Annotated in this window: 13 protein-coding genes; 5 read left to right on the forward strand and 8 right to left on the reverse strand. The window is 57.8% G+C overall.

Annotated elements, in window-relative coordinates:
- Nucleotides 1-75: 75 nt before the first annotated feature.
- Nucleotides 76-1,467: a hypothetical protein gene (locus tag JNE37_RS07740; RefSeq protein ID WP_203065861.1), complete on the reverse strand. Its 1,392-nt coding sequence runs from the start codon at nt 1,465-1,467 to the stop codon at nt 76-78.
- A 332-nt stretch (nt 1,468-1,799) separates the two neighbouring features.
- Between JNE37_RS07740 and JNE37_RS07745 the strand changes: the two genes are divergently transcribed.
- On the forward strand, nt 1,800-3,665 hold the full coding sequence (locus tag JNE37_RS07745) for a polysaccharide biosynthesis protein (RefSeq protein ID WP_203065862.1): 1,866 nt from the start codon (nt 1,800-1,802) through the stop codon (nt 3,663-3,665).
- A gap of 5 nt (nt 3,666-3,670) precedes the next feature.
- Here the strand turns inward: JNE37_RS07745 and JNE37_RS07750 are convergent, their stop codons facing one another.
- Complete coding sequence (locus JNE37_RS07750; RefSeq protein WP_052015013.1) at nt 3,671-4,369, reverse strand: class I SAM-dependent methyltransferase; 699 nt, start codon at nt 4,367-4,369, stop codon at nt 3,671-3,673.
- The gene (locus tag JNE37_RS07755; RefSeq protein ID WP_160176302.1) at nt 4,359-5,297 is read right to left on the reverse strand and encodes a glycosyltransferase family 2 protein; all 939 of its coding nucleotides are present in this window, start codon (nt 5,295-5,297) and stop codon (nt 4,359-4,361) included. Before JNE37_RS07755 ends, JNE37_RS07750 begins: the two co-directional genes overlap by 11 nt.
- A gap of 327 nt (nt 5,298-5,624) precedes the next feature.
- Between JNE37_RS07755 and asnB (JNE37_RS07760) the strand changes: the two genes are divergently transcribed.
- The 3 genes from asnB (JNE37_RS07760) (at nt 5,625) to JNE37_RS07770 (ending at nt 9,395) form a co-directional block, all read left to right on the forward strand.
- Nucleotides 5,625-7,460 (forward strand): asparagine synthase (glutamine-hydrolyzing), encoded by a 1,836-nt coding sequence (gene asnB / locus JNE37_RS07760; RefSeq protein ID WP_203065863.1) that lies wholly within the window; start codon nt 5,625-5,627, stop codon nt 7,458-7,460.
- A gap of 37 nt (nt 7,461-7,497) precedes the next feature.
- Nucleotides 7,498-8,085 carry a sugar transferase gene (locus JNE37_RS07765; RefSeq protein ID WP_035092953.1) on the forward strand — a complete coding sequence of 196 codons (588 nt, stop codon included), beginning with the start codon at nt 7,498-7,500 and terminating at the stop codon, nt 8,083-8,085.
- Between the two features lie 134 nt (nt 8,086-8,219).
- Entirely contained in the window at nt 8,220-9,395 is a 1,176-nt protein-coding gene (locus tag JNE37_RS07770) for a DegT/DnrJ/EryC1/StrS family aminotransferase (protein ID WP_203065864.1), read from the forward strand.
- Between the two features lie 7 nt (nt 9,396-9,402).
- Here JNE37_RS07770 and JNE37_RS07775 read toward each other — a convergent pair whose 3' ends face one another.
- From JNE37_RS07775 to JNE37_RS07795, 5 genes are all read right to left on the reverse strand, one after another.
- Nucleotides 9,403-9,693, reverse strand: a complete 291-nt coding sequence (locus JNE37_RS07775; protein ID WP_156046278.1) for an EamA family transporter — start codon at nt 9,691-9,693, stop codon at nt 9,403-9,405.
- A gap of 94 nt (nt 9,694-9,787) precedes the next feature.
- A complete protein-coding gene (locus tag JNE37_RS07780) occupies nt 9,788-11,218 on the reverse strand; it encodes a polysaccharide biosynthesis protein (protein WP_203065865.1) in 1,431 nt (476 codons plus the stop codon).
- A 17-nt stretch (nt 11,219-11,235) separates the two neighbouring features.
- Nucleotides 11,236-13,200 carry an asparagine synthase (glutamine-hydrolyzing) gene (gene asnB / locus JNE37_RS07785; RefSeq protein ID WP_203065866.1) on the reverse strand — a complete coding sequence of 655 codons (1,965 nt, stop codon included), beginning with the start codon at nt 13,198-13,200 and terminating at the stop codon, nt 11,236-11,238.
- A gap of 21 nt (nt 13,201-13,221) precedes the next feature.
- Nucleotides 13,222-14,364, reverse strand: coding sequence for a glycosyltransferase family 4 protein (locus JNE37_RS07790; protein ID WP_203065867.1), 1,143 nt, complete (start codon nt 14,362-14,364; stop codon nt 13,222-13,224).
- The gene (locus JNE37_RS07795; protein WP_203065868.1) at nt 14,364-15,395 is read right to left on the reverse strand and encodes an SDR family NAD(P)-dependent oxidoreductase; all 1,032 of its coding nucleotides are present in this window, start codon (nt 15,393-15,395) and stop codon (nt 14,364-14,366) included. Before JNE37_RS07795 ends, JNE37_RS07790 begins: the two co-directional genes overlap by 1 nt.
- 164 nt (nt 15,396-15,559) lie before the next feature.
- Here JNE37_RS07795 and JNE37_RS07800 point away from each other — a divergent pair, with 164 nt between their 5' ends.
- Nucleotides 15,560-16,843 (forward strand): nucleotide sugar dehydrogenase, encoded by a 1,284-nt coding sequence (locus JNE37_RS07800; RefSeq protein ID WP_035029759.1) that lies wholly within the window; start codon nt 15,560-15,562, stop codon nt 16,841-16,843.
- The last annotated feature ends 140 nt before the right edge of the window (nt 16,844-16,983 follow it).

Consider the following 16,983-nt stretch of genomic DNA (forward strand, 5'->3'; position numbering starts at 1 on the left):
TTCAGCAAGAACTTCATGTGGCGGCTCATCGGCATCGCCCTACACTGGCAGACAATGCTTGCGCGCCAACCGCTCTCAGCCGACCGGGGATGACCGCTCAGTCCGCGGTTGCGCGAAAGCCAGGCTGCGAACGGCGGCAAACAACGCGACAAATGTCCAGGCTGCATTGAGCAGAAGCGCCGGCGCAATGTACCGATAGATTTGTCCTTGTGATAACGCGGCAAGTGCGACGACCGCCAATCCATACAGTGGAACCGCGAGCCACAACCAATCCCGCGACCGAATCGCCGCTGCGACCGAAACCGCCAGCGAAACCAAGAGCCACCACCCCGGCAACGAAATCTCCAACTGACCTACAGAAAGATGGTGTTGGATCCAATCCACGGCCTTCAAGCGAACATCAAGAAGGCTCGCGGTTGGATAGACTGCGTCATTGCCAAACTGTTCGCTGGACGCCCGTCGATACTCATCGAGCTCAGTAAGCTCCTTGCGAAGCTCCACCCACCTAGCATCAGGAGATTGTGAGAGCATCGTGACAACGCCGGGCGTACGCAGGAGCGCCATGAAGTCGTCCGCTCCGCTTCTTAACATTCTTGGCCAGCTAACCGAGATCGCCTCAAGACCAATTGAGGTAATCAGGCGATCACTCTCCCTTGGCCCCAGAAGGCGATAGCTGGTGCTGACCGCGCTCCAATAGGGAATTGATTGCGCGGAGTCTATTCCCAGCATTTTTCCCATTTGCGCGGATGCGGGCCCATTGTTGGCGGAGCCAAAATCGGCAATTGGGCGATAGACCCCTATCGCGCTCCCGTAAACAGCCGGCTTTGGTGTCGGAACCCACGTCACCCACATTGCTGAGGGCAATGCAATTCCTGCCAGTAACGCAACGCTCCCATACAACCACGCTGAACGAGGCCGGACGGCGCCTTTGGCCAAATAGAGGGCGAGGATAACCAGCAGAAGGAGCAATGACTCGGCACGCACCGTATATGCGACGCCCGCAAAAAAGGAAAAGCTGAGCACGAAGGGCCAGCTGAAACTCGCCCGGGCCGCCAACGCCCACAGGGCAAGCACCACTGCCCCGAGCATGAGGCCGACGTTGTCCGTCGCTGGAATGTTCATGAGCGGCAAGCCGAGGACACCTGCCGCTAGTGCCAGCGACGCTGCAACTGCCCAGATTTTTTCCGGGATGAGACACAGGCAGAACACGGTTAGCGCCGCAACTGTAGCCAACCTTATCACCGCCAGCGCCAAGACAATGGAGTCAATGCCTGGGCCAAAGACTCTGAAAGCGAGGAAATATATCCAGACGACAAAATCTCGCCCGCCAATCCAACTGGCTGCAAATGTCGTATTCCCGTCCGGCCACAACAGGGCCGACTGCAGGTAGTATTGCGCATCCGTATGTATGTAGGGAATTTTGGAAATAGAAATTATGAGGTACGTTAAAGCGAGTGCGATAACCAAGCCAGCCTTGCGCAGTTTCCAAGCCCCCCAAATGCCCCAGTTCAACTTTCGATAACTGGAGCTGCCCAGAAATAGCTTCTAATTCGACCCGCAGGTTTGTCATAGCCTCTTGATAGGATTTCCCATTCTCGATGACGGCGGTTCGTCGAAATGCAGAGACACATTCCCGTCTCAAACGGCGAGAACAGGTTACCGTGGCGTGCGAACACCTCGGCGAGAAAATATGTGCCAATTTGCGGGGATACTCGGCTCGAGGCTTTATCCGATGATCTGCTGCCGTTATTGCTACGCAGCCCCTCGGGCATCCTGCAATCGCGTGAGAGCGTTAGTATATGTATAAAGAGCTCCGCTCTGTCCTCGCCAACCTGCCGGGAGCATGGAAGCGCGCCGTTCTAATCGCGTTCGACTTCGCAGCGTTATCATTTGCCCTCTGGAGCAGTTACGCGCTCCGCTATGGCGTAGTTTTTTTCCCGATAAACCTCGATCAAGCCTTGATAATCTTGAGTGCTCCGATCGTTGCGATCCCCATTTTCATACGGATGGGCTTGTATCGCTCCGTGATCCGCTATCTGCCCGAGCGCGCGATGTGGACGATCCTCCAGGCCATGACCGTGGCTACGCTCTGCTGGGTTGTACTCGTGTTCCTTTCGGAGATGGCCGGCCGCGGAATCGTGCCGCGGTCAGTGCCAATTCTGTACTGGACGCTGGGGAGCATTCTGATCGGCGGGAGCCGCTTTGCAGCGAAAAAATTTCTGCTCTCCAGGGGCAGCGCTCACCCCTCGGGCCATCCCGTTGCGATCTACGGCGCTGGCGAAGCGGGGGCCCAACTCGCGGTAGCACTACGCAACCAAGGCAGAACGTTCATCGTAGGTTTCATTGACGACAATCAAGCTCTTCGAGGCCGCGACGTCGCAGGTATACGCGTTTTTTCCCCGCAGGATCTTTCATATCTCGTGACGGAGTACGGAGTTAAGGAAGTCATCCTCTCCATTCCCTCGATCAACGCCAGCAGACAAAAGGAAATCGTTACTCGAATTAGCGGTCAGGGCCTCAAGATCAGAACCCTCCCCAATCTCGCGGACCTCGTATCCGGAAAATACCTGGTAAGTCAGATACGTGAAATTGATATCGACGAACTTTTGGGGCGGTCATCCGTGCCAGCTGACGCCGATCTCGTGCGCAGGATGATAGCCGGAAAGACAATAATGGTTACCGGAGCGGGGGGATCCATCGGCTCCGAGCTTTGCCGCCTAATTGTCAAGTGGGCGCCGCAGCGGCTTGTGCTCTTCGAGGCCAACGAGTTTGCACTTTACCAAATTGAGCGTGAACTCTCCGCGATTACCGACCAGGCGGTGGTTCCTGTTCTTGGCTCGATCGTGAACCGTGCTCGCGTAGACGAGGCGATCAAACAGTTCGGCGTTCAAGTTGTTTTTCACGCCGCTGCGCATAAGCACGTGCCCTTGGTGGAGGCCAATGCGCTGGAGGGGATTTACAACAATGTCGTCGGTTCGCTGAACGTTGCAAATGCCGCCTTTGACAATGGCGTTGAAAGCTTCGTGCTGATCTCATCGGACAAGGCGGTTCATCCCACCAATGTGATGGGCGCCACGAAGCGCTGGGCCGAATTGATCGTGGCCCAGAAAGCCAGAGAGGCCGCTCGAAAGGAAACGAACCAACGGTTTTGCTCCGTGCGCTTTGGCAATGTGCTTGGGTCAAATGGCTCCGTCGTGCCTCTGTTCAAGGAACAGATCGCCAAGGGTGGCCCGGTAACACTGACCGATCCGACGATGACGCGTTACTTTATGTCCATCCACGAAGCGGCCGAATTGATCGTTCAGGCAGGCGCCCTGTCCCAAGGGGGCGACGTCTTTGTGCTCGAGATGGGGACACCCATCCTCATCCGCGATCTCGCCGAGAACATGATCCGTCTGGCAGGCCTCACCGTTCGCGATGAAAGCCAGCCAAACGGCGACATCGATATCGTGACCGTCGGGAAGCGCCCCGGGGAGAAGCTGTACGAGGAATTGTTCTACGACGAGACCAATGTGCGCGCCACAAGCCACCCCAAGATACTAAGAGCGGCAAATAGCGACACCTCAAAAGAGGAGATAGAAACTGCCTTGTCCACGCTTATGCGCACTTTGGATGAACAGAACGAGCGAGAGGCGCGCCGGATACTCTTCGAAACCATCCAATAAGCGGCTCACGCCGGGCGCCGCGCGACCCACATCCGGTTGAGGCCATAGACGAAGCCGGTTTCCTGGCAGTCGACAAAGCCGGCTTCGCGAATGAGCTTTTCCACGTCGGCCGCGTCCATGCCCATGACCTCGCCCTCGGCGATTTCGCGATGCTTGTCCTCGCTATACCACCAGATCGCGTGACCAACCTTGCCGATCAGCGAGCCAATCATCGTAATAACAACGCGGCCGCCGGGTTTTAGAACTCGAAATGCCTCAGCAAGAGCATCCTTGCGTTCGGGTATATGATTGAGGCATGCAATGAACGTAACGGTATCGAAGGACGCGTTTGAAAAAGGAAGATAGCTACAATTTGGCACGATTACACAGTCGCCGCCCCAGTCGACAACATCGACGCCAACACTCGCTGCAGCACTTTCTGCCCTTTCGGTCTGGCGCAACCGCTCGCGATAGAGCTTGAGCAACATGTTGTCGCCTGCCCCGATGTCGAGGCACCGACCGTCGAGCTGATCCAGAACCACACCAAGGCGTTCCGCTCGGAGGGAAGTAAGGTGCCACCCCTCGCTCACATGGTCTGGGAAGAATATCATGCGCAAAGGCGCGCCTACGAAGTCGTACGCGGATTGCAGTACCGATTTCGGTCGCGAGAGCGCCCAGGCTGGCGGGGCTCCTTCGAACATCTTCAGGCTGGGTTCATTCTGCATCGGAGGCTCTCCCCAGCAAGGTTGTGGCGGTATTTGAGACGCGTTTCGCCATTTGCATTTGCGGCAGTTGAGAGAGCCTGAGCTGACTTATTTGATCGGCAATCAAACCGAGAATAATGAGCAGCATCCCCAAGACGAGCATGAGCAGGCCAGCGGCAGGAATGCCGCGCCCGACCCAGACTGCGAGCGCGGCACTGTAAAGCGCACCCAAACCAATCAACGCGATTCCGGAAGGCAGAAATACCCGCATCGGGGCAAATAGCAGTACCGAGCGCAACAGCAGAAACATTGCTTCGAACCCGTCGCGCAAGCGAACTGTCGACTCCCCGATGCGCTCATTGACCGAAATTGGTTCGAACAATATCGGATAGCGACGCTCTATCATCGTCAGCGTCGTGACGAGGCTGGCGCTAAACCGATCGGGAATAAGGGGGAGGTAACGAAGGATCACCTCGCGCCGAAAAACCCTCAGACCACAGTTCAGGTCGGAGCCGGCATTGATCTTGAGCCCCTTGCCCACGAGGCGTATCAACCATTTGCCGGCGCCCCGCACGAACGACGCTGACCCTCGCCTCTGCCCGATTACGGCCACGAGCTCCTTGCTACGCACCAACTCGGCCATCCGCATAAGGTCTTCGACCCTATGTTCGTTATCCGCATCAAACCAAGCCACATAATCGCGGCTGGCGTGCGCCATGCCTGTCTTCAGCGCTGCACCCTGTCCCTGATTAAAGGTGTGACGTACTACGATGACGTCATAGCCAATCGCTATCTTCGAGGTGTCGTCAGTAGAACAGTCATCAACGACGATGATTTCAGCACCCGGGAGCTCGGAAAGCAGCCCCTCAAGTGTAACACCCAGCCCAGCCTGCTCGTTGAACGCTGGCACTACTACGCTAAGGCTGGCCCACCGCCCGTCTTGCTGCATCGAAGTAACATTCTCCACCAGACCCTGCCGCCGCCATAGAAGAACGCGGCCCTATGCCTCATAGCGCCAGCAGAGCCGATTGCAAAACCGTTTCGTCAGTTAGGCACATCGATCGGCGGACGAAACGGGCTACAAAATTGTCTGCTCGGTTTGACCGGCTATTGCTACCGAAACGTCTGCCACACTATTCAAAGATGTTGCCGTGAGCCGCAACACCTGGAGCGAGGCTGCTAGGCAACGGCAGTCCTCACTGCTCCAATGCAACCTCGATTCGTTTGAAAGGTCCCCGGCATGTGCGGGATAAGCGGACTGGTTTCCTGGCAAAGTATGCCCGACACCACGATTGTCAGAAAAATGACGGACGTGCTGGCGCATCGCGGCCCGGACGGTTCAGGCATCCACACGCTAGGCCAGGCAACATTCGGCCATCGCCGACTTGCCATCCGCGATCTGAGCGATGCCGGCCACCAGCCTATGCTCGACCCTACTGACAGCGTCATGGTGACCTTCAACGGCGAGATCTATAATGACGCGTCGCTCCGAGCCGAGATCGAAGCTCAGTCCGACTACCGTTTTCGTACCCGATGCGACACGGAAGTACTGCCTATCGGTTGGAAACTTTGGGGTCCGGATCTCTTCGACCGCCTGGAAGGCATGTTCGCAATAGCCATATGGGACCGCGCAAACGATCAGCTGGTATTGGCGCGTGACCCGGTTGGCATCAAGCCTCTCTACTATGCTCTCGCGGGCGATACCGTGCTTTTCAGCAGCGAGCTCAAGGGGATACTCGCGTCGGAACGAATTTCGTCCGCGATCGATCCCTCCTCCTTTCATACCTATCTCGCCGCCGGGTACTGCGATGTAGGCAAAAGCCTGGTTGCCAACGTGAACCAGGTAACGCCTGGGTCCTACAGCATATTTACGCCCACCGCAGTCACGAGCAGTGTTTACTGGCAGCCACGACGTACAGGCACGATCACCGATCAGACCGAGGCAAGGAACGAACTTCACGAACGCCTCGGCGCGGCATGCACCAATCTGCTGATTTCTGATGTACCCGTGGGGCTGATGCTGAGTAGCGGCATCGACAGCGGCATCCTCTCTACTCTGCTTGCCGGGCAGAAAGTCCCCGCCTTTACGGCACGCTTCGCATCCTCCTCCTTTGACGAAGGCACAGGAGCTCAGGACCTCGCTCGACTCGGGGGACACGACTGGCACGCCATCTTTGTGGACGAACAAGCCGACATCATCGAGGATTTCAAGGCCGTCGCCCTCGCAGTCGACGGAGAACTAGCGGACTCGAGTGCCCTGGCGCATTTCATGATCTGCCGAGCACTCCGCAAACAGGTAACCGTCGCTTTAGCGGGTGACGGTGCCGACGAGTTTTTTGGTGGCTATGACACTTATCTAGCCACAACTCTCGCCGAGCGACTTGGCGGCCCCCTCACTCGACTACCCGCGAGCATCATTGGCACCTTGGCGAGCAGGGCGGGTGCCGGACATGAGGGCAGAACTGGTCCGCTGCAATTCCTATCTCGTTTTGCCGCCGGCCTATCCGCTCCCGAGGCGGGTTATCATGCCGAATGGCGACGGCTTACCCCAAGGCAAATGCTTTCCGATCTCTATGGCCCCGCACTCGCGCCGATGCTTGCATATGATCCCTTGGCCGAGTATCGCAACGCCTACAAAACTGCCTCCGGTGGACCGCTGGATAAGGCGCTGCTCGCTGATCAGACTTATTATCTGCCTGCTGACATGCTTACCAAAGTCGATCGCGTCAGTATGGCACATGGCCTGGAGATACGCGTCCCCTTCCTAGAGAGGCCCGTCATGGAACTGGCCGGCCATATCGCCCCCAAACTGCTGGTCGCGAAGGAAAAAAAGGCCGTGTTGAGGAATTTGGCGCGAGCACTGAACATCCCCTCCGAACTGGTGACGCAGAAGAAGTTGGGGTTCAATGTACCCGTAGCGCAACTGCTCAGAACTCGCCTCAGGTCGCTCGCGACAGGCTATTTTGAGACGAATGCTGATATTTTCTATCCCCTGCTGAAGCCTGACTCGGTGAGGGCGGCGTGGCGGTCGCATGACGCGAGAAAATTCGATCATGGTTACCTTTTGTGGGCGCTGCTCGTTCATGGCGTCTGGCGAGAGGCGACTTCGTAGCCTTGACATCTTGCCGTCAGACGAGGGAGGGACAGCAATGATTAAACGCCTGTTCGACGCCACGACAGCCAGTCTTGCCCTACTCGTTCTGTCGCCGCTGCTGCTTCTCACCGCCGCATTGGTAGCTGTCAAACTTGGTCGACCGGTCCTTTTCAGACAGGAACGCCCGGGGTTGCATGGCCAACCTTTCACCATGCTCAAGTTTCGATCAATGACCGATCAGCGCGATGCGAAAGGTGAGTTGCTGGACGATTCCTTGCGCCTAACCAAGTTCGGCAAGCTGTTGCGCTCGACCAGCCTCGATGAACTGCCAGGGCTCTGGAACGTCGTCATCGGAAACATGAGCCTGGTTGGACCGAGACCGCTTCTGATGGAGTACCTGCCGCTCTATTCCTCCGAGCAGGCCCGCAGACATGACGTCAGACCCGGCCTTACCGGCTGGGCACAGATCAAAGGCCGCAACGCCTTGTCCTGGGAGGAAAAGTTCGCGCTCGATACCTGGTATGTCGACAACGCGACGTTTTGGCTCGACTGCAAGATCATCCTGATGACCGTTGCGAAGGTGGTTCGTCGTGAGGGCATCACCATGGAGGGCTCGGCGACGGCCGAGAAGTTCAGGGGTTAGCCCCACTCGCATGGCTTTCGTCGACGCGAGCGTCTTGGCGCGCCAGGCAAGCGCATGCTAGCTGTCTCTCCCGCAACATTCCTCGTTGTCGTACCGCGGGCGTTTGCCTCCCGCGAAGCAGAAGAGTAACCGCGATGCTGAATACCCGCTTCTCGCCATGGCCTTCCTATGATGCGGAAGAAATCGCGGCGGTAAGTGCCGTGCTCGCATCCAACAAGGTCAATTATTGGACGGGTGACATCTGCCGACAGTTTGAGAAGAAGTTCGCAAGCTGGGTCGGTTCGGACTATGCGGTTTCGCTGATGAACGGCACGGTGGCCCTGGATATCGCGCTTATCGCCATGGGGGTTGGCGCCGGCGATGAAGTGGTCGTAGCCCCCAGGACGTTCCTCGCATCGGCCTCCACGGTTGTGAATCAGAGGGCGATTCCGGTTTTTGCTGATGTAGATCGCGACTCGCAGAACATCTCCGCAGAAACCATTGCGCGGGTGCTGTCTCCCAAGACCAAGGCAATCATATGCGTCCATCTGGCAGGCATGCCATGCGATATGGATCCGATCATGGACCTCGCTCGCGAGCATGGCTTGAAGGTGATCGAAGATTGCGCCCAGGCGCACGGGGCGACTTACAAGGGGCGCAGCGTCGGCTCGATCGGAGACATCGGCGCCTGGTCCTTCTGCCAGGACAAGATCATGACCACCGGCGGCGAGGGTGGCATGGTGACGACCAACGACCGCGCGCTTTGGTCAGCCATGTGGTCCTACAAAGATCACGGCAAGAGCTGGGAAGCCGTCTATGAACGCGCCCATCCGCCCGGCTATCGTTGGCTGCACGATACATTCGGCACCAATTGGCGCATGCTCGAGATGCAAGCGGCCATCGGTGTCCTGCAGCTTGAGAAGATGAACGCCTGGAGCGACGCTCGAGCGCGCAATGCCGCAGCTTTGTCTGCTGTCTGCCAGAAATACCCAGCGCTGCGGGTTCCGAGTGTTCCGAACGACGTCAGGCACGCCAACTATCGCTTCTACGCGTTTGTGGAACCAGCTAGCTTGACCGCCGGGTGGAGCCGAGATCGTATCGTAGCGGAAATCACCGCTCGCGGTGTTCCCTGCTTCCAGGGCTCGGCCTCTGAGGTCTACCTGGAGAAAGCGTTTGACGGCACGGGTTGGCGGCCGAAGGATCGGCTTCCAATCGCTAGGGAGTTGGGTGAGACCAGCCTGGCATTCCTGGTGCACCCCACGCTTACCGCAGACGAAATCGCAGAAACTTGCGCCGCGATTGAAGAGGTAATGAGTCTGGCGAGCGCCTGACTGTCGCTCACGACATCTGCACGAAGACCAGGCCCGTAAGAACAAGAGCGATGCCCACGAGAAAGGTGGGCGACAGCGATTCACCGAAAATGAAGTGCGCAAGCATCGGTACCAACGCCGCGCCGAGCAATGAAAACGGGTAGGCGCGGCTCAGAGGCACCTGCGTCAATATCCAGACCCACAACGCCGCCGTCGTCAAATACAGGAACATCGCCGCAACGAGCCAGGGAGAGAAAAGCGCCGCCCAAAGCGACTTTTTCAACTGCACCTGGATATCCGACGCAGCAAATTTGAACATGACCTGCCCCACGGCAAGCATGGCCGCGAAAGCGCAACAAACGACGACCTGGATAAGTGGCAATTCGCTCTATTCCGCTGATTGAACCTTAGCCTCAACGCTCCGTTTCGGCGCCGAGATTTCGGAAGGTCATGTAAAGGCGAAGCAGGAGCGCCAAGCCGACCAAACCAGAAGCAACTGCTAGCACGATACCTAGCCAGATGACACTGGACAGAGGCAAAGTATCATGCGCGACAGTCATGATCGAAAAACCCACTACCGCTATGGCGATGTTGCGAAGAGCCTTGGGAATGTCCTGAGTGGCGTTGGCGAGCACGAGAGACAACAGGGCCGTCAGCATAAACTGACCGAGAAGCCATCCCCAGCCGATGAACCTGGTATCTCCGGAACCGGGAAATAGCCAAAAGAATGCGGCCACCACGATACAACTCGATGCGACGGCGATGAGCGCCAGCCTGCCCTGCCCGAGAGCCTGGATCGCCTCGATCTGGAAGCGGCTATAGCCCAAAAGGCTCACAGCAGCGATCACGGCAAAGGCAAACGGCATTTGCGCCGAGAACAGGCCAACACCCAGGCTCGACATTCCAGCCAGCACGACACAAACGACCAGATAATAGGTCAGGTGGAAGACGAGGAGGGCGTTGCTGAGGGGTTCGACTCGCCTGCGCGTTTCAGCCCGATCCATCTGGCCGCGCTTGGGTAGAAGATAGGTAAACAGCACGGTCGGATAGATCGTCGCCACAAACCAGATCGCCGCCGTTAGGTCATAGAGAAAGCGATAGCTACCCAGCACCTCCCGGTCGAACGTACGGGCTATGTAGATGGAGGGTATCTCCTGGATGGCGAGCAAGGCCAATGCTGTCGCCATGAACGAGGCCAGCATCGCAAATGCGCCCACTGGCGGTCGTTCGGCGGGGCCATCCGAGCGTGGCAAGCGAAGGCGAAGCCACGCATATGAAAACACGCCAAAGATCAGGCCCCTCAGGACTATCGCGACGATCGCCATTTCGATCGACCCGGTAATCAGCAGCACCGTCCAAGCCAGGCAATGACGCAAAATAGTGCCGAGCAGTCGCAACCCGTAGACCGCGTTGAAGCGTCGCTCCCGCGCAAGATGGTAGCTCAGACTGTTGGCCGGATAGGCAAGAACATGCTCGACGACGACAATGAGAGCAATCTGTGTACCGCCCATTCGTACAAGCACATCGGGCGGGAAGATAATGTTACCGACAGCGATCAGTGCGATCGAACCCGCAAGAATCGGTATGAGAGCCAGCTTGAGGAAGCTTCGGGCCAGGGCCCGCGACTCGACCTCGTCATGTTGAGCCCGTGCTCTCTCGGTAATCGCCAGGGCCGTCTTGAGTAGAGATATCTCGAGGATAAGAAATACGGACATCAGAGCGACATAAATGCCGTATGTGCCGTACCCCGAAGGACCCGCAAGCGCCGAGTATACAAAGATTGCGCCGACGTTGGTTAGAAACGAGAGAGCGTTGATGCCGTAAATGCCGACGAATCTTAGCATCTGCTCAACTAGACCAATTAACGAGGATCAGGCCCGGCGGCATTGGCGCCCCGGTATTTTTCCTGCCAAGCCTGCAGCATCAGCACGTTCCAAAGGAAATGATGCAAGTGTCCCTTGCCGGCATAGAATTCGTCGCGCGCTCGGGCGACGATGTCGTTGTACTTCGGGTTCGCTTGCCTGAATCGCGCTAGACCAACCTCCGCCCAATCGCGCAACTGACCTCTCAACCAGCTTTCGATCGGCACGCCGAAGCCGGCCTTGGGGCGCTCAAACAATTCCGTCGGCACGTATCGGGACAACATGCGTCTCAAGACGGCCTTGGTGCTATTGCCTTTTATCTTTTCGGTCATCGGGAGGGCCCAGGCCAGACCAAAGAGGTGATGATCCAAATAGGGCACTCGCGTCTCAAGCGCGACGGACATGGCTGCACGATCGACCTTTGCGAGAATGTCACCGGGCAGATATGTGAGCGTATCCAGCAGCATCATGGTCTCAGAGAGGCTATTCGCACTTGCAGAAACGTCGCGATACTCATGGATCAGCAAGTTCCGCAAAGCGTCCGACGTCACCAAGCCTTCATCCCGGCGAACAAGGCCGAGATATAGATCGAGATCACTTTCCGCGCGCAAAGCAGAGCTGATCTTGTTCAGCTTCTCGCTAGCCAGCCTTGTCTGGCCTGAACCCACCATCCGACGAGCCACGTTGATCGCGCCAGCCATGCGCGGTTGTGCCGCGAACGTCAGGACGCCAGCCGCCGGCCCGCGCAGTGACGCCGGAATCATCGATCTGATCTTGGTGTATCGCATAGCCAACCGGTGTCGATTGTAGCCTGCAAAGACCTCGTCTCCTCCATCGCCAGAGAGGCAAACCGTGACGGATCGGCGTGCAACGGCCGACACAAGGCGAGTAGGCAGTTGCGAGGAATCAGCGAATGGCTCGTCATATATTTCTGGCAGCTTCTCGACCAATGACAGCGCATCAGCCCAGTCCAGCATCACCTCGGTATGATCAGTCCCCAGATGTCTGGCGATTGCGCGAGCGTGATGCGCCTCGTTATAGGCCTCATCCTTGAAGCCGATCGTGAACGTTTTGACCGGTCGCGCTGATTGGGCCTGCATCAATGCGACCACCAGCGATGAATCGATGCCCCCCGAAAGAAACGCGCCCAGTGGGACATCGGCCACCATCTGGTTGCCTACCGCGGTGTGCAGCCGTTGCTCGATCTGCTGGACGACATCCTCTGTGCCCAATTGATCCGATTGCACTCTCAACCGAGACTCAGCGATGGCCTGCGCAGCAGTCCAGTAGGCGACGGGCTCCGCCCTTTGCTGGCCGGGCAACAGACGAACCATCGTGCCGGGCGGCAGTTTCCAGACATTTCGGTATGGCGTCAGCGGCTCCGGTATGTAGCTCAGCGCCAGAAACATCTCGATCGCTTGTTCGTCCTCGCGGCCGACGAAACCAGGGTAGGCAAGGATAGCGCCGAGCTGCGACGCAAAAACAATGCCTTCGTCCGTTTCCCCCACGTAAAGCGGCTTCTCGCCAAACCGATCACGGGCGAGCGTCAACGCGTGCTCCTTGCGGTCCCAAAGCGCCAAAGCAAACATTCCCTCTGCCTGCTTAAGCGCTTCCTCTATGCCCCACGCCTCGCAAGCAACTAGGAGCACTTCGGTGTCTGACGTTCCTCTCCAGGCTGGAGAAACAGTCTCATCCAACCGGCGGCGAAGATCTGGATAATTGTAGATTTCGCCATTCATGACGATCACAAAGCGCCCCGACGCAGACACCATCGGTTGGGCGCCACCAGGCGACAAATCCACGATAGCCAGGCGGGTATGGCCAAATTCGAGCGTCGCATCCCGATCCCGGTACAGCCCGCTACTATCCGGTCCCCGGTGGCGAATTCGATCGGTTATCGCTTCGAGCGCACCTTGAGGTGCATGCTTGCCCGGAGCCGTGAGTATGCCGGCGATGCCACACATAAGAGAGGGCCTTTCGTTGAGCTACCGCGCGTGGCCGTCTTCGCGCCGAAGGTCACATGCATCCAGAACTGCGGCAGCAACGTCCTCGGCGCGATACTTCGCTACCGCGCGCGCTCTGCTGGCCTGTCCCATGAGGTGACGCAACGACGCGTCGCTGGCAAGGCGCTTCATTGCATCAGCGAGCGCTTGGACATTCTTGACCGGAACCAAGATGCCATTCACCCCGTCCTCGACGGTTTCTCTGCAGCCAGGAGCGTCGGTGGTAATGATTGGCCTGGCCATCGCCATTGCCTCCAGCACTGAGCGGGGCGTACCCTCTCGATAGGAAGGAAGCACGTAGATGCTGCAAGCCGCGATCGCCGGTCGCACATCAGCGAGCTCACCGTGGTAAGTAATCGCGCCGGCTTCGATGGCTTCATCGAGCATCGCAAAATTCAGAACCGCGGGATTCGGGTCGCGTGGGCCGACCAGATGAAAGCCGGCATCGGGCAAAATCTCGTGCAGCAATCGGGACGCCTCGATGTACTCGGCGACCCCTTTATCGGCAACCAGTCGGGAGATCATCAGAAACTGTGGTGTCTCAGGCAAAGGGCTGGGCACGTAGTGGGCGGTATCAACTCCCGAGCCGTTAACGATCGCAACCCGCGCGTTCTCGCTCAGGATCCCGGCTTGCCTGAATGCGGCAAGATCATCTGGATTTTGGAACAGAACCACTTGAGCCCGACTCAATGCTATGCGGTAGAGAGTAGTGGCAACCTGGTAGACCAGTTTCCGCTTGATCGACGCCTCACCTCCAGTGAACGCGTATCCCAAGCCCGTAATCATAGCGTACCTGCGCCTTACCCCTGCGAAAAAGGCCGCCAAAGTCCCATAAATTACAGGTTTGATTGTGTAGGCAATCAGAACATCTGGTTTTGATCTCGCGAGCGCAGATCTGATCTGGTTGAAAACCCGCAGGTCCTTGAAGGGCGACAGAGATGAGCGCGCCAGGTCCACGGGAACGAAGGCAATGTTGCGCTCTTTCAACCACGCGAGAGTTGCCTCGTCGGCGGGTGGCGCAATTGCCTCGACCTCATGGCCGGCAGCAAGCAGCGCATCGATAAGCGGACCCCGAAAGTTGACCAAGGAGCGCGCCAGCCCGGCAACTATGGTGACCCGAGCCATTATCCTACCTGATAATAGGAGCGATACCACTCGACGAACGCCTTGACGCCGACGTCAACCGGCGTCGCCGGTCGGTAGCCCGTCAAGGCCTCGAGAAGCTCGGCCTTGGCATAGGTTTCGCGGACGTCGCCCGGCTGCATCGGCATAATATTCTTGATGGCCGGCAGGCCCAGCTCTCGCTCGATCGTGGAGATGAATTCCATCAAGCCAACAGGGTGCCCGCCGCCGATATTGACAACGCGATGCGGTGCAGCGGGAGAAAGCGAGTCGATCACTCCAGGCACGGGCTTTCCGGTAACGGGAGGAACCTCGATCAAACGAACGATGCTTTCCACCAGGTCATCGATATAGGTGAAGTCACGGCGCATATCGCCTTCGCCGTATACATCGATAGGCTGACTGGCGAGCATGGCACGAACGAACTTGAACAGAGCCATGTCCGGGCGGCCCCAGGGACCGTAGACAGTGAAGAAGCGAAAAGCTGTGGTTGGGAGCGCCCATAGGTGCGCGTAGGAATGGGCCATGTTTTCCGTGGCCTTCTTGGTCGCTGCATACAGCGTTATGGGATGGTCGGTCCGGTCAACCTCGCCAAACGGCATATCGACATTGGCGCCGTAGACTGAACTGGTAGAGGCGAGGAGGAAGTGTTCCGGCTTATGCTCGCGAACCATCTCCATCACATTGAAGGTGCCTACCAAGTTTGCCTCGATATAGGCCCGCGGATTTTCCAAGCTGTAGCGAACACCGGCCTGTGCCGCCAGATGAACAACAACGTCGGGCTTCGCTTCCGCAAACGCTGCGGCCAATCCCTCGACGTTCTCCAGCATGATCTCGTGGGCCTTGAACGAGTTGGATCGAGCCAGCATGTCATGACGCCGGCGCTTGAGCACAGGGTCATAATAGTTCGTCATCCCATCCACACTCGTCACGTTCCAGCCGTCCGCCAGCATGCGCTTGGCGAGATTGTAGCCGATGAAGCCGGCGCCACCAGTAATGAGAGCGGATCGCTTGCGGGTATCCAGTTCTGTCATGGCAGGCCTTTTCGTAACGTGAGGAGAAGTTCGTGTAGACCAAGTTGCGGGGACCGGCAATCGCTGTAGCGTCCGGCGCAACGCGGGGTGATGTCAGTTGCGCCTGATAGACTAATCCACTAATAGCCATCGCCAGAGAAGCGAACGTGACGACGGGTATGTCCATGCTGTCTGAGAGAAAGCTGGCGGTCATTGGCCTTGGTTATGTTGGCCTGCCGGTAGCGGTGTCCTTCGGGCTCGCGGGGGCTGACGTTATCGGCTTTGATATCGACAAGGAGCGCGTTCAGGCGCTGCGTAAGGGCCATGATTGGACCCGTGAAGTCGAAGAATCCGATCTCGTGGCGGCCAAGCTTTTCGTCACAGACGACGCCGCCGAGCTTAGCGAAGCTGATTTCTTCATCGTTACCGTACCGACGCCGATAGACGCGGCTCGCCGGCCAGACCTGACGGCATTGCGCAGCGCGTCAAAGCTGGTTGGAAGCGCGCTGCGCAAGAACAGCATCGTTGTCTACGAATCGACCGTTTACCCAGGCGCTACGGAAGAAGACTGCATTCCCGTGCTTGAGGAATATTCGGGGCTCAAGGCGGGGGTGGACTTCCACGTCGGCTATTCCCCGGAGCGCATCAATCCTGGCGACAAAGAGCATCGGTTCGAGACTATTCGGAAGGTAGTGTCGGGCCAGAATGAAGCCACCGCCCAGACAATCGCGGCCGTCTACGGTGCGGTCGTCAAAGCTGGGATACATGTCGCGCCCTCGATTAAGGTCGCAGAAGCGGCGAAGGTCATCGAGAACGCACAGCGCGACATCAATATCGCGTTCATGAACGAGTTGTCCGAGATATTCCATTTACTGGGTGTCGATACCGCCTCGGTGCTCGAGGCTGCAGCGACCAAGTGGAATTTTCTCAACTTTTCTCCCGGCCTGGTTGGTGGGCACTGTATTGGTGTTGATCCCTACTATCTTACCTTCCGCGCTGAGAAAGAAGGCTACCATCCTCAGGTGATCCTCGCGGGGCGGCGGGTCAACGATGACACAGGCATTCGGGTAGCCCACGAGTGTATCAAGCTCTGCATGGCCACCGGGCGACCCGTCCAGCGGGTGACGGTACTGGGCGTGACGTTCAAGGAAAACGTCCCCGACATCCGCAACACCCGGGTAATCGATATCGTTCGAGAGCTCGAAAAATTCGGCGTCTCAGTTCAGATCGCGGACCCGCTTGCCCGAGCGGACGACCTGCGCCATGAGTATGGGTACGATCTAAAGCCCCTTTCGGAGCTGGCGCCGGCCGACGCCGTTATTCTGGCTGTTCCGCATAGCGACTATGTTGAAGGCGGCTGGGAGCTTATCGATAAGCTACTCAACTCGCGAGCAGGCGTCGTGCTCGATATCAAGAGCAGGCTCCGCCTGACCGGGAAACCCCAAGATATCGAGCTCTGGCGGCTTTAACCGACGAATCGTGGCTTTGCGTCGATTGACAGTGCACCGTTTCGAAGAGTGTGGCGCGAACTGGTCTTTGGTGACTGAGATTCGTATGCGCGGGCCATCCACAGATTCTATCGCGTGTCACATTTTCTAGGCACAATTAA

The organism is Paradevosia shaoguanensis, from assembly GCF_016801025.1.
In the GTDB taxonomy this organism is placed as follows: Bacteria; Pseudomonadota; Alphaproteobacteria; order Rhizobiales; family Devosiaceae; genus Paradevosia; species Paradevosia shaoguanensis.

Excerpts from the sequence above, each read along its gene's own strand:
- JNE37_RS07745 (WP_203065862.1), top strand. The coding sequence starts at position 1,800 with ATGTATAAAGAGCTCCGCTCTGTCCTCGCCAACCTGCCGGGAGCATGG.
- JNE37_RS07750 (WP_052015013.1), bottom strand. The coding sequence starts at position 4,369 with ATGCAGAATGAACCCAGCCTGAAGATGTTCGAAGGAGCCCCGCCAGCC.
- JNE37_RS07755 (WP_160176302.1), bottom strand. The coding sequence starts at position 5,297 with ATGCAGCAAGACGGGCGGTGGGCCAGCCTTAGCGTAGTAGTGCCAGCG.
- asnB (WP_203065863.1), top strand. The coding sequence starts at position 5,625 with ATGCCCGACACCACGATTGTCAGAAAAATGACGGACGTGCTGGCGCAT.
- JNE37_RS07765 (WP_035092953.1), top strand. The coding sequence starts at position 7,498 with ATGATTAAACGCCTGTTCGACGCCACGACAGCCAGTCTTGCCCTACTC.
- JNE37_RS07770 (WP_203065864.1), top strand. The coding sequence starts at position 8,220 with ATGCTGAATACCCGCTTCTCGCCATGGCCTTCCTATGATGCGGAAGAA.
- JNE37_RS07775 (WP_156046278.1), bottom strand. The coding sequence starts at position 9,693 with ATGTTCAAATTTGCTGCGTCGGATATCCAGGTGCAGTTGAAAAAGTCG.
- JNE37_RS07780 (WP_203065865.1), bottom strand. The coding sequence starts at position 11,218 with ATGCTAAGATTCGTCGGCATTTACGGCATCAACGCTCTCTCGTTTCTA.
- asnB (WP_203065866.1), bottom strand. The coding sequence starts at position 13,200 with ATGTGTGGCATCGCCGGCATACTCACGGCTCCGGGCAAGCATGCACCT.
- JNE37_RS07790 (WP_203065867.1), bottom strand. The coding sequence starts at position 14,364 with ATGGCTCGGGTCACCATAGTTGCCGGGCTGGCGCGCTCCTTGGTCAAC.
- JNE37_RS07795 (WP_203065868.1), bottom strand. The coding sequence starts at position 15,395 with ATGACAGAACTGGATACCCGCAAGCGATCCGCTCTCATTACTGGTGGC.
- JNE37_RS07800 (WP_035029759.1), top strand. The coding sequence starts at position 15,560 with ATGCTGTCTGAGAGAAAGCTGGCGGTCATTGGCCTTGGTTATGTTGGC.